At 42.7% G+C, this 14,213-nt stretch carries 12 protein-coding genes; 8 read left to right on the top strand and 4 right to left on the bottom strand.

The annotated features are described in order from the left end of the window. Nucleotides 1-193: 193 nt before the first annotated feature. The 6 genes from carB to nblB all read left to right on the top strand — a co-directional run bounded on the left by carB (nucleotide 194) and on the right by nblB (nucleotide 7,683). Entirely contained in the window at nucleotides 194-3,457 is a 3,264-nt protein-coding gene (gene carB, locus HWQ39_RS21485; protein WP_292849378.1) for a carbamoyl-phosphate synthase large subunit, read from the top strand. 545 nt (nucleotides 3,458-4,002) lie between these two features. Next, nucleotides 4,003-4,959 (top strand): RNA polymerase sigma factor, RpoD/SigA family, encoded by a 957-nt coding sequence (locus tag HWQ39_RS21480; RefSeq protein WP_179068353.1) that lies wholly within the window; start codon nucleotides 4,003-4,005, stop codon nucleotides 4,957-4,959. A gap of 241 nt (nucleotides 4,960-5,200) precedes the next feature. Beyond that, nucleotides 5,201-5,545, top strand: coding sequence for a DUF760 domain-containing protein (locus HWQ39_RS21475; RefSeq protein WP_179068352.1), 345 nt, complete (start codon nucleotides 5,201-5,203; stop codon nucleotides 5,543-5,545). 361 nt (nucleotides 5,546-5,906) lie between these two features. Further along, complete coding sequence (gene mutT, locus HWQ39_RS21470) at nucleotides 5,907-6,323, top strand: 8-oxo-dGTP diphosphatase MutT (RefSeq protein WP_292849376.1); 417 nt, start codon at nucleotides 5,907-5,909, stop codon at nucleotides 6,321-6,323. Nucleotides 6,324-6,460: 137 nt separating this feature from the next. Further along, the gene (locus HWQ39_RS21465) at nucleotides 6,461-6,925 is read left to right on the top strand and encodes a CBS domain-containing protein (protein ID WP_179068350.1); all 465 of its coding nucleotides are present in this window, start codon (nucleotides 6,461-6,463) and stop codon (nucleotides 6,923-6,925) included. A gap of 92 nt (nucleotides 6,926-7,017) precedes the next feature. After that, the gene (nblB, locus tag HWQ39_RS21460; RefSeq protein ID WP_292849373.1) at nucleotides 7,018-7,683 is read left to right on the top strand and encodes a phycobilisome degradation protein NblB; all 666 of its coding nucleotides are present in this window, start codon (nucleotides 7,018-7,020) and stop codon (nucleotides 7,681-7,683) included. Between the two features lie 116 nt (nucleotides 7,684-7,799). Here nblB and HWQ39_RS21455 read toward each other — a convergent pair whose 3' ends face one another. Both HWQ39_RS21455 and HWQ39_RS21450 read right to left on the bottom strand, forming a co-directional pair. After that, nucleotides 7,800-8,543 carry a PEP-CTERM sorting domain-containing protein gene (locus HWQ39_RS21455; protein ID WP_292849371.1) on the bottom strand — a complete coding sequence of 248 codons (744 nt, stop codon included), beginning with the start codon at nucleotides 8,541-8,543 and terminating at the stop codon, nucleotides 7,800-7,802. A 670-nt stretch (nucleotides 8,544-9,213) separates the two neighbouring features. Further along, complete coding sequence (locus tag HWQ39_RS21450) at nucleotides 9,214-9,732, bottom strand: DUF456 domain-containing protein (RefSeq protein WP_292849369.1); 519 nt, start codon at nucleotides 9,730-9,732, stop codon at nucleotides 9,214-9,216. A 155-nt stretch (nucleotides 9,733-9,887) separates the two neighbouring features. Here HWQ39_RS21450 and HWQ39_RS21445 point away from each other — a divergent pair, with 155 nt between their 5' ends. Then, nucleotides 9,888-10,802, top strand: coding sequence for a M48 family metallopeptidase (locus HWQ39_RS21445; RefSeq protein WP_292849367.1), 915 nt, complete (start codon nucleotides 9,888-9,890; stop codon nucleotides 10,800-10,802). A 205-nt stretch (nucleotides 10,803-11,007) separates the two neighbouring features. On the opposite strand, the gene HWQ39_RS21440 is transcribed toward HWQ39_RS21445, so the two are convergent. Beyond that, nucleotides 11,008-11,643, bottom strand: coding sequence for a cofactor assembly of complex C subunit B (locus tag HWQ39_RS21440; RefSeq protein WP_292849365.1), 636 nt, complete (start codon nucleotides 11,641-11,643; stop codon nucleotides 11,008-11,010). 80 nt (nucleotides 11,644-11,723) lie between these two features. Beyond that, the gene (gene rpaB, locus HWQ39_RS21435) at nucleotides 11,724-12,452 is read right to left on the bottom strand and encodes a response regulator transcription factor RpaB (protein ID WP_012412029.1); all 729 of its coding nucleotides are present in this window, start codon (nucleotides 12,450-12,452) and stop codon (nucleotides 11,724-11,726) included. Nucleotides 12,453-12,622: 170 nt separating this feature from the next. On the opposite strand from rpaB, the gene radA reads away from it, so the two are divergent. Further along, the gene (gene radA / locus HWQ39_RS21430) at nucleotides 12,623-14,149 is read left to right on the top strand and encodes a DNA repair protein RadA (RefSeq protein ID WP_292849363.1); all 1,527 of its coding nucleotides are present in this window, start codon (nucleotides 12,623-12,625) and stop codon (nucleotides 14,147-14,149) included. Nucleotides 14,150-14,213: the final 64 nt, after the last annotated feature.

The raw sequence follows: 14,213 nt of genomic DNA, 5'->3' as shown, positions 1-14,213 counted from the left end.
TTAGAAATACAAAATAATTGTTGGGTACTGGTGATTGGGTATTGGGGACTGGGTATTTGAAAAACTTTTACCTAGTCCCGACTCCCCCCTCTCTGTCATCAAACTTAGAAAACTTAATAATAAAAAGCACGATGGGGGGTAAAGACACTTAAAATAATCAGGATTTGTATTCTCGTATTCCAAGGCAACGACTATGCCCCGCCGTGACGACCTCCAGAAGATTCTACTGTTAGGTTCTGGTCCAATTGTGATCGGACAAGCCTGTGAGTTTGACTACTCTGGCACTCAAGCCTGCAAAGCGCTCCGAGAAGAAGGCTATGAAGTGGTTTTGGTCAACTCCAATCCTGCAACAATTATGACCGACCCGGAAACGGCCGATCGCACTTACATTGAGCCGCTAACGCCGGAATTGGTCGAAAAAGTCATCGAGAAAGAACGCCCGGATGCTTTATTACCAACGATGGGAGGACAAACCGCCCTCAACCTCGCTGTTGCTTTAGCCAAAAATGGCGTGTTGGAAAAGTACGGCGTTGAGTTAATCGGCGCGAAACTCCCAGCGATCGAAAAAGCCGAAGATCGAAAATTGTTTGGTGAAGCAATGGCAAGAATTGGAGTAGCTGTTTGTCCCAGCGACACAGCCGAAACTTTAGAAGAAGCCAAAGCTGTTGCCCGCCAAATTGGTACTTATCCCCTAATTATTCGTCCTGCCTTCACAATGGGTGGAAGTGGCGGCGGTATTGCCTACAACCAAGAAGAATTTGAAGAAATGGCACAGGTAGGTATTGATGCCAGCCCTGTTTCGCAAATTCTCATTGACCAGTCTTTACTCGGCTGGAAAGAATATGAACTCGAAGTGATGCGTGATTTGGCAGATAACGTGGTGATTATTTGCTCCATCGAAAACCTTGACCCTATGGGCATTCACACCGGGGACTCTATTACCGTCGCTCCCGCGCAAACCCTCACTGATAAAGAATATCAAAGGCTGCGGGATATGGCAATTAAAATCATCCGCGAGATCGGGGTGGAAACTGGCGGATCTAATATCCAATTTGCCGTCAATCCGGTTAATGGGGATGTAGTTGTAATTGAGATGAACCCCCGCGTATCCCGCAGTTCGGCTTTATCTTCTAAAGCTACAGGTTTCCCGATCGCCAAAATGGCAGCAAAATTGGCTGTGGGCTACACCCTGGATGAAATTAAAAATGACATCACTAAGAAAACTCCGGCATCCTTTGAGCCGACAATTGACTATGTAGTGACCAAAATTCCCCGCTTCGCCTTTGAAAAGTTCCCCGGTTCCGATCCAGTGCTGACAACTCAAATGAAATCAGTCGGGGAAGCAATGGCAATTGGACGGACTTTCAACGAATCCTTCCAAAAGGCGCTGCGATCGCTAGAAACAGGACGTGCTGGTTGGGGTTGCGATAAAGCCGAAAAATTACCTAGTGGTGAACAAATCCGCGCCCAACTCCGAACACCTAACCCCGATCGCATTTTCGCTGTGCGTCATGCCTTGCAGCAAGGAATGACCATTGAAGAAATCTATGAACTCACTGGTATTGACCGATGGTTCCTAGATAAATTGCAGCAACTTCTAGAGGTAGAAAAATTCCTGAAACGGACACCCTTACAGCAATTGACAAAAGAGCAACTTTATGAAGTGAAGCGGGACGGATATAGCGATCGCCAGATTGCTTATGCTACCAAAACCACCGAAGATGAAGTTCGCGCCTACCGCAAGTCATTAGGAATCATCCCAGTTTACAAAACCGTAGATACCTGCGCGGCTGAGTTTGAAGCCTTTACCCCTTACTACTATTCTACCTACGAAGAAGAAACAGAGGTTTTACCCGCAACCAAACCAAAAGTATTAATTTTGGGTGGTGGCCCCAACCGCATTGGACAGGGAATTGAGTTTGATTATTGTTGTTGTCACGCCGCTTATGCCTTGAAAGATGCGGGGTATGAGACGATTATGGTCAACTCTAACCCAGAGACAGTTTCGACAGATTACGATACTAGCGATCGCCTTTACTTTGAGCCTTTAACAAAAGAAGATGTTCTTAACATCATCGAAACTGAAAATCCAGTTGGGGTAATTATCCAATTTGGCGGACAAACCCCGCTAAAGTTGGCTATTCCTTTACAAGAGTTTCTTAACAATGACACATCAGGATTGAACACTAAAATTTGGGGGACATCGCCAGATTCCATCGACATGGCAGAAAACCGGGAACGGTTTGAAAAGATTTTGCAACAGTTAAATATTTCCCAACCACCGAATGGGATTGCGCGGAGTTACGAAGATGCGCTGATTGTCGCCAAACGGATTGGCTATCCGGTGGTAGTGCGTCCCAGCTATGTGTTAGGGGGACGGGCGATGGAAATCGTTTTTTCTGATGCTGAGTTGGAACGCTACATGAGCTTTGCAGTACTCATAGAACCAGAACATCCAATTTTGATTGATAAGTTTTTGGAAAACGCCATCGAAGTCGATGTCGATGCGATCGCCGATCATACCGGACGGGTAGTAATTGGTGGTATTATGGAACACATCGAGCAGGCAGGAATTCACTCAGGAGATTCCGCTTGTTCCTTGCCCTCCATTTCCCTATCACCAGCAGTTCTCAATCAGATTCGCACTTGGACGGTGCAGTTAGCGCAAGCCCTGTCAGTTGTCGGGTTGATGAATATTCAGTTTGCTGTTGTCGGTGCAAGCAGTTATTCTCCTCAAGTTTATATTCTCGAAGCTAATCCCCGCGCTTCCCGCACAGTGCCTTTTGTATCAAAAGCAACGGGCATACAGTTAGCGAAACTAGCATCCTTAATTATGTCAGGTAAAACCTTAGAGGAGTTACATTTCACCGAGGAAGTCATACCCACACATATTGCTGTAAAAGAAGCTGTATTACCCTTTAATAAATTCCCTGGAACTGATACAATATTGGGCCCAGAAATGAGATCCACTGGTGAGGTGATGGGGATTGACAGCGACTTTGGCCGTGCCTTTGCCAAAGCAGAATTGGGTGCTGGGGAGCGTTTACCGCTAACGGGAACTGTATTTGTATCAATGAGTGATCGCGATAAAGCTGCTGCAAGTGGTGTGGTGAAGGAATTTATCGATTTGGGCTTTACAGTGATGGCTACCCTTGGTACACGCCGAGTTCTTCTCGAACAGGGGTTAAATATTGAGTTGGTGTTGAAACTCCATGAAGGTCGTCCCCACGTTCTAGATGCAATCAAAAACCAAAAAATCCAACTTATTATCAACACACCATCCGGGGAAGAAGCCCAGACTGATGCTCGCTTAATCCGCCGCACAGCCTTAGCTTACAAAATTCCCATCATTACTACCATCGCCGGCGCCAAAGCTACTGTCGCCGCCATCCGTTCCTTACAAAATACAACTTTGGATGTAAAAACCATTCAAGAGTACTGCCCGATTGCGAGGTAGTAGGGACTGGGGATTAGGGACTGGGGACTAGGAAAAATTTTTTCAAAGATTCAATACCCAATACCTAATACCCAATACCCAAGAAAATTAAGTCATTGTTATAAGAGAATGACTATAGTTCTCATTGAGATACTTTAACAAATATGAGGAAGCTTATGTTAACCACATAATTTCTTAAATTGACTTCTAGTCATCCTTAAGATAGAGGGCAACGTTGCATGAACTGGAACAACCAGGAAATTTAATGTCGCTATCTAGCCAAAACATTCTCATAAATGTTACAATTATTAATAAGAATCCAATAAAAAATGTTTAAAAAGCGACCTTTTATCTAACTGTAGATACTTGTACAAAGTAGGAAATAACTGTAGTTTTAGCAGTTAAGAAGCCTAAATTTGATTATTATGAGCAGCCGAGTTTATCGGGCGCGTAAGTTGCAAACCATACTATAGCTACCCAATCTGACTGGGTAGCATCCTAATAAAGAAAGCATCTATCCCTTAATGACCCTACCGCTAAACCCATCATTACCAAAGAGTAGCGCCATGAAGACCGCTCAGACAGCCACAGACCTCGTGCGGACTTACCTGCGTGAGATTGGCCGTGTGCCACTCTTAACACACGAGGAAGAGATTTTCTATGGTAAACAGGTGCAACGTTCCTGCGCTTTGCACGAATCAAGGGAAAATCTTGCCACTCAGCTAGATCGTCAACCGACTCTAGAAGAGTGGGCCAAAGCGACAAACCTAGAACCAGCAGAGTTGAACGAAGCGATCGCTGATGGTGAAATTGCCAAGCGTAAGATGGTAGAAGCCAATTTGCGGCTGGTGGTCTCCGTTGCTAAAAAGTACATCAAGCGCAACGTCGATTTACTGGACTTGATCCAAGAAGGTAGTATTGGTATGCAACGGGGTGTAGAAAAGTTTGACCCCACCAAAGGGTACAGATTTTCTACTTATGCCTACTGGTGGATTCGGCAAGCAATTACTCGTGCTATTGCCGAAAAAGCCCGCACCATTCGGCTGCCGATCCATATCACCGAAAAATTAAATAAGATTAAAAAGGCACAGCGTCAATTGTCTCAAAAATTGGGGCGCGCTCCCACAGCTGGAGAGCTAGCCGAAGAATTAGAATTGACCCCCAAACAAGTACGAGAGTATTTAGAAAAGGCGCGTTTGCCTCTTTCTTTAGATTTGCGGTTGGGTGATAATTACGACACTGAACTCGGAGAAATGCTGGAAGATCCAGGAGCATCTCCCGAAGAGTTCGTCATGCAATCTTCCTTATCTTATGACTTAGATCGCCTAATGGGCGATCTCACGCCACAACAGAGGGAAGTAATCACACTGCGCTTTGGGTTAACTGATGGGCAAGCGCTGACTCTGGCGAGAATTGGTGAAATCTTGAACATCAGTCGAGAACGAGTGCGGCAAATTGAGCGGGAAGCTTTAACTAAACTTCGTAAATCTAAAGCCAATATGGATGAATATTTGGCAAGTTAGGGGAAAGTTAGGAGTTAAGATTTAGGAGTGATGAGTTTTTAATTAACTCTTCACTCCTCACTTTATTTATTGGGGTGAGAAAATACGCTGGCTTTTGTACGGTTACACCTACTTCCACTCTTAAGCTAGGCTGTTACATTAGTTCACAGGAAGACAAAATAACTAAGTCAAATCCAAAACAGGCATTTAATATTCAAATCACAAGCACCGCAGCCAATAGTGGTAGTTAAGGAGCTAAAAAATGAGTAACCCATCCAATCGTGTCTCAGAGTTTTTTAATAGCGAATCAGAAACTAATGATTTACTATGGCAGTACGTTAAATCCTTGAGTCCAGAAACAGTTACACAGCTATCTAAACCCACATCTGCTGAAGTGTTTCAGGTGATGGAACGAAATATTACAGGACTATTGGGTAATCTACCCTCAGAACACTTTGGTGTTACCGTAACCACAAATCGGGAAAATCTAGGCCGACTTCTGGCTTCTGCGATGATTAGTGGTTATTTCTTGCGTAACGCTGAACAGAGAATGAATTTTGAAATTGCCCTACAAGGATCTGAGACGAATCACAGCGAAGTTGAGTAAAAATATAAAATTTGGTTTGGAAATTAAATATTCTTGGTCTCGTAGCGAATTACAGTTACGGCGATGAGTTAATTAGGGTTGAAATTTAAACGCAGAGGGACGCGGAGGTTGGCGCAGAGTAACGCAAAGTTTTTGGATTTAGTTATGTGCGAACTCCTATAAGTTGGTAATTAGTTTAACTAGAGGCGTATTGCTAAATGATTAATACACATTTGTGGATAAACTAACAGCGTTAGACGGCTTTCGCAATAAATTTAAACTCGGCAGAATACTTTTAACTCTGCCGAGTTTTGTTATTAGTCAAAAGTAAAAAGTCAATAATTCTTCCCCTATTCCCTACTCCCCATTTTCCCAATCAACTATGAGTGAAACCAGTTCTTTTCCACCCCATAAAATCATTGGTGTTGCAGTAATTTGGAATGACCAAAAGGAAATTTTAATCGATCGCCGTCGTCCAGAAGGAGCTATGGGTGGTTTATGGGAATTTCCTGGTGGTAAAATTGAGCCTGGTGAAACTATCGAAGAGTGTATTAAACGGGAAATTTCCGAAGAATTGGTAATAGTAATTGAAGTGGGAGAGCATCTGATTACTATTGACCATAGCTATACAAACTTGCGCGTTACCCTCACAGTACATCACTGCCGCCATCTTACAGGCATCCCCCAACCTTTGGAATCCGATGAAATTCGCTGGGTAACTTTGTCAGAACTTGAGCAGTTTAATTTTCCGAAAGCAAATACTCAAATTATTGCTGCATTAAAAGGGAGTGGGGGCTAGGGACTGGGGACAGGGGAACAAAAAATAATCAATGACTAATGACTAATCCCGTAACAATCTATTAATTGCATCAGGTTGAGTCCCGCAATTTTCTACAATAGGCGCAGGGACTTTGATTTAAGGTGTCAGTAATATAAATGCCTAAAACCGTTACCGATGTGATGAGCCGCGATCCTATTGTTGTCCGGGAGGAAACTCCACTGAAGGAAGCTATCCAAATTCTCGCAGAACGCCACATCAGCGGACTACCTGTTGTGGATGATCTCGGTAAATTGGTGGGCATTATCTCAGAAACCGATTTGATGTGGCAGGAAACTGGTGTTACTCCACCTGCGTACATCATGTTTCTTGATAGTGTTATCTATTTAAAAAATCCTGCTACTTATGAACGTGATTTGCACAAGGCTCTAGGGCAAACCGTTGGGGAGGTAATGAGTAAAAACCCGATCGCTATTTCCCCTGATAAAACTTTAAAAGAAGCAGCTACAATCATGCACGATCGCAGCGTTCACCGCTTGCCAGTACTTGACAGCACAGGTCAAGTAATTGGTATCCTCACTCGTGGTGATATTATTCGGGCAATGGCTGCTAGTCAAGATTAGTCATTGGTCATTAGTCATTAGTCATTAGTCATTAGTTTTTAATACTTAACTTTTGACTGTTTTTTACAGATTTGAAAATCAAGGATAATTAAATGAGTATTACTCCGGAGTCTGTTAGGCAATTGCTCAGTTCTGAGGATTTAGGCGATCGCTTACGTGCAGTAAATCAAATCCGTCAACTGGAACCAGCGATTGGCTTTGAATTAATTCAAAGCGCTATTGGCGATCGCAATTCCCGTGTCCGTTACTCAGCGGTGAGTCAAATGGATACACTCGGAACCCAGGATTTACAGCTATCCTTAGATATTTTGCGCGATCGCTTGCTTCATGACTCCGAAGTAGATGTACAAGCAGCAGCAGCAGACTGTTTAGGCGCTCTGAAGTTACGCGAAGCTTTTGAAGATTTGCAGCAGCTTTATCATACAACCGGTGAATGGCTAATACAATTCAGTATTATTGCGACATTAGGAGAGTTGGGCGATCCACGAGCCTTTGAACTACTCAAAGAGGCACTCTCATCAGAAAACGAATTAGTCCAAACTGCTGCGATTAGTTCTTTGGGTGACTTGGGAGATGTAGAAGCAGTTCCCCTACTGGCTCCCTATGCTACCAATCCAGATTGGCAAATTCGTTATAGACTTGTACAAGCCTTGACTCGTTTGGGTAATGCAGAAGCCAAATCTATCTTAGAAACTCTGGCTAATGATGAAGTAGATGCGATCGCCAATGAAGCGAAACAATCTTTGCAATCAGTTTAAGGTAGAAAAAAATTCGACCTGGTTGGTAAAATTTTACATTCCAGCCAGATCGAATAGATAAATTAGAGTTATTTTCAGTTGCTAAAAGTAACTTGTTTATATTTAGGATAGGTTTATTAAACAACACTTTTGCGGCGGCGAGACATCACCATTACAGCACCTACTGCACCCAAGCCTAGTAATGCAGCTGGTTCAGGAACGGAAGTGGTGAAAGTAGAACCAGAAAAAGTCAAATTACTCAATGAGCCGTTAGCAGTATTGAGAATTGAGTTTGCCTGAGCAACAGTAGTATTATTTCTTTGGAAAGATAAGCTTCCGGCTCCATTAGTTATTTCCCCAGTCGCGCTGGTAAAGTACCCAAATAGATCAACAGCTATAGTAACGTTTGCACCAGTCTGGGTTATTTTATAACCAGAAGATGTCAAAGTAAAGATATTCTTGCCATCGGCTAGAGAAGCTGTACTTTCCCCAGGTAGAATAGTACCAGGAAGTATAAGATTACCGAGGTCTAGAAATGGATTTTGCACAGTATTGCTCGAAAACGAGATGATATCACGTATACTGGCTGAATTGAAACCTAAGAAGCTTCCTGTCTGAGCAGCAACACTAACTGGGGTACTCTTGACTCCATTGGAATCTGCAACAATGCTATCTGGGCTAAACGTTAGTGAATCTTTTTTCAATGTCACTAAGCTGCTGGCAAATGGATTCGCAGTTAAACCACCGTTAAAGCTGAACTCACCTGTGAGTGAAGCAGCTTGAGCAGAACCAACAGAGGTAAACAACCCAGCAGTAGCTAAGGGAAGTGCAGCGGTAACAGCCAGAGTAGCGTTTAGTAATTTAGATTTTAAACTAATCATGATCGTTTGAGAGTCCTAATAATAATCTTGAGCAGAGAATGTGATTGCGTTACTTGTACTATCAGTAATTTATTTAAAATACTGTCAGTGAAAGCGGCACTTGTGTGACGTATTTCTTATCTCCATAAAATCACATAGATTCTGAGTATGCAAGATTTACTGAGTGGTCTTCATTACATCTTTAATTAATGAGTAGTCTTTATAAAATTTTAATTTCTTGTATAGCGTATCTTCGTAGATTCGACATTTTATCGGGTTGAAATTGTGGGCAATCGCTTTGAATCTAATCAGATTCACTTCAGTACACTGAAATAATTAGTATTTTTTATTTTTGCAGATTACTCAACTATTTTTTAGATAAATAGAGTAAGCAATATATTTACGTTCAGTCTTTAGAGATTTACCAAAGTTTTTGAAGTATTTTCACCATACCCTTTACCCACAATACAAGAGGCATGAAGAATGCTTATCCGAGAAGTATTCAAACAAAGGGGGTTTATCGAAAGCGTAATACACTAAGTAGCGGTTCCTCCTGTCGGTAGATGAAATGGAAGAAACCGCTGTCTTGTTGTAAGGTAGAAAATTTTTGTCAACTAATTGAATGCCTGTAATAAATAGCCTGACTGCTAGCTATTACCATTGTTCTAAAATATGTCAGACAATTGAAATGCTAAGAGCCAAATACCTGTGGCCAAGTTGTCACAACGAAAACTACAACGGCTGCGATCGCTAACAACCCTTGAATCAAATTTCCAACCAAAGATCCGACTACAATTCCGATACCTGCTTTAACTGCCAACCCGAATTCACGTCGGTAAAGATACTCACCAATAATTGCTCCCAAAAGCGGCCCTAGTAAAATCCCTAACAGTGGTCCTCCAAAAGGTAACGCTGGTAATAACCCCAAAAATCCCACCACCAAGCCGATAATTGCGCCAATTTGCCCCCACTTGCTAGCTCCGGCTTGTCTTGCTCCCACATAGCTAGCTAAAAAATCCACTCCGACACTGAGTAGTAAAACTATAATTGTCACAATTAGTGGAATCTTGATAGCTGCAAAGGAACTACTAACGATTCCCCAGACAATAATTGCAATTAAAATTAAACTGCTACCAGGAATGGCAGGAACTACTGCACCGATAATACCCACAAGCATTACGGCAATTAATAGCCAATAAATAATTTGCATAGATCAATTGTAAATTTCCAAATTTCATCATAGAGGCACAAAGATATGCGCCCCTACTGTATATTCTATCTGGGTAAGATGATGGAAAATGTCTAGTACAACGTGATGAAAGTTTGTCCAATGCTTCTAAACTGCTATTTAAAAGCTCAAAGCCTATGACGAGAAAAATATTAACTGGACTAAGTTCTGAAGCTTACGAACACCCTTTTGATCGCAAAGCCTTGGCTTCTTTGCAAAAGATGCCCGGTGTCTCCTTACTACTCAAAAAAGTTAACGAATACGGTATCGATCGCTTACTTAGATTGCAAAGCCTTGGTAGTGAAATTAGAATTTCGCCCCGTAATTTTCCTGAATTACATCAAGCATTTGTGGAAACTTGCCAAATTCTTGATGTTGCTCCACTTCCTGAATTGTATCTGTTTCGAGGCACTGGTCACATTGAAACCTATATTGTTGGGGTAGAAAAACCCCTTGTTGGTATCAATTTAGATGCAATGGAGTGGCTTGATACAAATGAGTTGCTTTACGTTTTCGGACATGAAATCGCTCGCATTAAGAGTCAGCACATGATTTATCACCAAATGGCAATTGTTATGCCAACTTTGAAAAATTTGTTGAGCAGTACCACACTGGGAGTCGGTGGCTTAGTAGCTGGTGGCATGGAACTAGGTTTGTATAATTGGCGGATGATGGCTAGATTCACCGCCGATCGGGCTGCAATGCTTGCTTGTCAGGATATTGACGTAGCAACTACTACACTGATGAAACTTGCAGGTTTACCAGATGAGTACTTGACTACTGCTGTAATCGAAGATTTTCTCGTCCAAGCCCGTGAGTTTGCATCTAATAACTTAGATAGTGTGGATAAGGTAACAAAAATATTAAGCTATACAGAATCAGAGCTTTCCTGGGTAATTATGCGGGCGGGTGAGTTATTGAAATGGGTTGATTCAGGAGAATATGATAATTTAATTCAACAGATAAATTTAAAGACACCAGAAGAACCGGAAGCAAAAGAAGAAAAGACACCAGAGGAAAAAGAAGGGTGGAATTTTTTGACTTCTTGGTGAATTAATAATTCGTAATTCGTACCTCGGCAACTCTTGGAGACGCACTCGCGTAGCTTGCTTCCCCGGAGGGGTAAGGTTGGCAACCTAATTCGTAATTCGTAATCAACTTATAGATACGAGCAAGTCAATTTGAGGTAATGATTACAAATTACGAGTTATTCTCACAGACGACTAATCTAAATTGAGGTTAGGTTGCTTGCTTGGATCAAGTCGAGCTAAGAGTAACGGCTAATTTATCAGCAATTCCTGCAATCCAGTTTTCATCTTGTTTAGTGTAACTGCGAGGAGCGTTTGCTCCCAAAATTAGCGCACCTTGATTACCAATAGGTTGACAAATTACACCTTGAGTATTCTCTGGTAAATAATCAAATTCAACTCTACCTGGATATATTTTGAGAGCAACTAGATAAATCGGTTTTTGTTTTTCGAGTACTTGTTTTAAGATTACCCCTGGTACAACCTCAGATTTCGTACCCAGAATGCCACGACGCAACAAAACTTTACCTTGATAAAAAACCACAAGCGATCGCGTTACTGTATTAGTCAACAATAAATGAGATGCCCAGGCTAGCTCTGTTTTCACGGCTTCGGGCAAATCTGCTGCGAGTACAAAACCTTCTTCTCCAGTTAGTTCTACAATATCAGGCGATCGCGGTTGAACTTGCTGCCAAATTAAACCCGTCAAAATTAACACCGCACTCAAAATCACGCCCACTACATCACCACGCGATTGAGACTGGGTTAGTTCCGGCGTTAATAAACGGTTAATCAATAAAAGTACAGCGCCTATCCCACCCACGACAATGGGTAGACGCCGCAAAACTCGATTAGGATCAGTCATTAGTCATTGGGCATTGGACAATAATTAAAGTATCTTCTCCCCCTGCCTCCCCTACTCTCCCTGCCCCCTGCCTCATCTCCTCACTCCTCCCCTGGTTCAATAATCCGCTGGAAAAGATAACCAGTGCCCCTCGCTGTGAGAATCAATTCTGGGTTGCTAGGATCATCTTCTAATTTTGCGCGCAAACGGGATATATGCACATCTACTACGCGGGTATCCACATGACGCTCTGGTGTATAACCCCATACTTCCTGCAAAATTTCTGAACGAGAAAAAGCTTCTCCAGAGCGACTGACTAACAACTCTAATAAGCTGAACTCCATACCCGTCAATCGAATACGCTCATCGCCTTTGTAGACTTGTCGCTTATTCGTATCGATTTTAATATTAGCGACATGGATCACCCCAGAACTGGGAATACCAGAAGCACCGTTTTTATCTACCCGCCGCAGCACCGAGCGAATCCGGGCTTCTAGCTCCTTGGGGGAAAAAGGTTTAACTACATAGTCATCAGCACCCAATTCTAATCCGGTGATGCGATCGGCGACATCACCCAAGGCTGTTAGCATAATAATGGGGACATCTGATTCTTTTCGTAATTCTTGACATACACCATAGCCATCTAGCTTGGGCATCATTACATCTAAAACTACCAGGTCCGGCTCAGTTTTGCGAAAAGTTTCCAATGCTTCTTCCCCGTCGCCAGCTGTCACTACATCGTAGCCAATCATGGAAAGGCGCGTTTCCAAAATCCGGCGAATGCTGGCTTCGTCGTCTACCACCAAGATTTTTTCTTTATGGCTTTCCAAGTTTCTCTAGGCTCCTTAACTAAAAATTTACATGATTAATTTTTAATACCATAATATTAAGATATCATTCCATGAATTGATTTGGAAAAAGCTCTAAATACTACTATTATTAGTTTCTAGTTTTTTTCAAGAATTAAGTAAATATTAAGATTATTTAATAAGATTTAAGAATGGCAAAGCCAAAAACCTTTTTCACTTGTAACGAATGTGGAGTAGAATCGCCCCAGTGGTTTGGTAAGTGTCCAGCTTGCGGCACTTACAACTCCCTAGAAGAACAAATTTCGATTCAATCCTCAGTAGATGTACCCAGTCGAGGGGGAGTAAGCAGTTGGCAATCAGCTCAAGGCAATGGCAAATCTCACAATAAACCAGCTAAAGCGCGAGCCTCTTTAACATTTGATCAAATTACCGATCGCCAAATTGCCCGATGGGAGTCTGGTTATGGAGAATTAGATCGAGTGCTTGGAGGTGGGGTTGTCCCTGGTTCTATGGTGCTGATTGGTGGCGATCCAGGTATTGGTAAATCGACTTTATTGTTGCAAGTATCAAATCAATTAGCACAGAAATACCGCATCCTTTACGTAACTGGTGAAGAATCGGGACAGCAGGTAAAGTTACGAGCTTCCCGGTTGGGAGTATCAAAACCTCTAAGTGTGGTAAATGAGGAGAATGTTGAAGTAGTAGTAGATCCAGCACTTCCCATAGATCCTGACAGTATCGGTGCAGATTTATATGTACTGCCAGAAACGGATTTAGAAGAAATTTTACGGGAAATAGACTCTCTCAAGCCAAACGTGGCAGTGATTGATAGTATCCAAACGGTGTTTTTTCCGGCGCTGACTTCTGCACCAGGTTCAGTAGCTCAGGTACGGGAATGTACCGCAGCGCTGATGAAGGTGGCGAAGCACGAAGATGTCACCATGCTGATTGTGGGACATGTCACCAAAGAAGGAGCGATCGCGGGGCCAAAAGTTTTAGAACATTTAGTTGATACAGTGTTGTATTTTGAAGGCGATCGCTTTGCCTCCCACCGGTTATTACGCACAGTCAAAAACCGCTTCGGCGCAACTCACGAAATTGGCATCTTTGAAATGGTAGCCGAGGGACTGCGAGAAGTCTCCAATCCCTCAGAGCTATTTTTAGGCAACCGTGACGATCCAGCGCCAGGTACGGCCATTGTGGTTGCTTGCGAAGGCACTCGCCCGATTGTTGTGGAATTGCAAGCTTTGGTGAGTCCTACCAGCTACCCTTCCCCTCGGCGTGCTGGAACTGGCGTAGACTACAACCGCCTAGTGCAAATCCTGGCCGTCTTAGAAAAACGAGTGGGAATTCCGATGTCGAAATTGGATTCTTACGTTGCTTCTGCCGGTGGGTTGAATGTGGAAGAACCGGCAGTAGATTTGGGAATAGCGATCGCAATTGTCGCTAGTTTCCGCGATCGCATAGTTGATCCCGGTACAGTATTAATCGGTGAAGTTGGCTTAGGTGGACAAGTGCGATCGGTTTCTCAAATGGAACTGCGGTTAAAAGAAGCTGCAAAGTTGGGATTTAAAAGAGCGATCGTGCCCAAAGGGACAAAATTTCCCGACTTAAATATTGAGATATTACAAGTCTCTAAAGTAATAGATGCGATTATCGCCGCAATTCCCCATCAAGAACTGACAGCAGACGATTTAGAACCCGATGAAGAAGAGTAACTACTGGGTACTAAAAAATTGTTCCAAAATTTGGGAAGGGTCAAAGTAAATTCCATAATTTTTA

It is taken from the genome of Nostoc sp. NMS8, assembly GCF_017115045.1.
Taxonomy (GTDB): Bacteria; Cyanobacteriota; Cyanobacteriia; order Cyanobacteriales; family Nostocaceae; genus Nostoc.
The sequence above is the reverse complement of the archived record's forward strand: the minus strand, read 5'-3'. Positions and strand labels throughout refer to the sequence as shown.

Coding starts and splice junctions, on each gene's coding strand:
- HWQ39_RS21475 (WP_179068352.1), top strand. CDS start 5,201: ATGAGTAACCCATCCAATCGTGTCTCAGAGTTTTTTAATAGCGAATCA.
- HWQ39_RS21455 (WP_292849371.1), bottom strand. CDS start 8,543: ATGATTAGTTTAAAATCTAAATTACTAAACGCTACTCTGGCTGTTACC.
- HWQ39_RS21480 (WP_179068353.1), top strand. CDS start 4,003: ATGAAGACCGCTCAGACAGCCACAGACCTCGTGCGGACTTACCTGCGT.
- carB (WP_292849378.1), top strand. CDS start 194: ATGCCCCGCCGTGACGACCTCCAGAAGATTCTACTGTTAGGTTCTGGT.
- HWQ39_RS21440 (WP_292849365.1), bottom strand. CDS start 11,643: ATGACTGATCCTAATCGAGTTTTGCGGCGTCTACCCATTGTCGTGGGT.
- HWQ39_RS21445 (WP_292849367.1), top strand. CDS start 9,888: ATGACGAGAAAAATATTAACTGGACTAAGTTCTGAAGCTTACGAACAC.
- mutT (WP_292849376.1), top strand. CDS start 5,907: ATGAGTGAAACCAGTTCTTTTCCACCCCATAAAATCATTGGTGTTGCA.
- nblB (WP_292849373.1), top strand. CDS start 7,018: ATGAGTATTACTCCGGAGTCTGTTAGGCAATTGCTCAGTTCTGAGGAT.
- HWQ39_RS21465 (WP_179068350.1), top strand. CDS start 6,461: ATGCCTAAAACCGTTACCGATGTGATGAGCCGCGATCCTATTGTTGTC.
- radA (WP_292849363.1), top strand. CDS start 12,623: ATGGCAAAGCCAAAAACCTTTTTCACTTGTAACGAATGTGGAGTAGAA.
- HWQ39_RS21450 (WP_292849369.1), bottom strand. CDS start 9,732: ATGCAAATTATTTATTGGCTATTAATTGCCGTAATGCTTGTGGGTATT.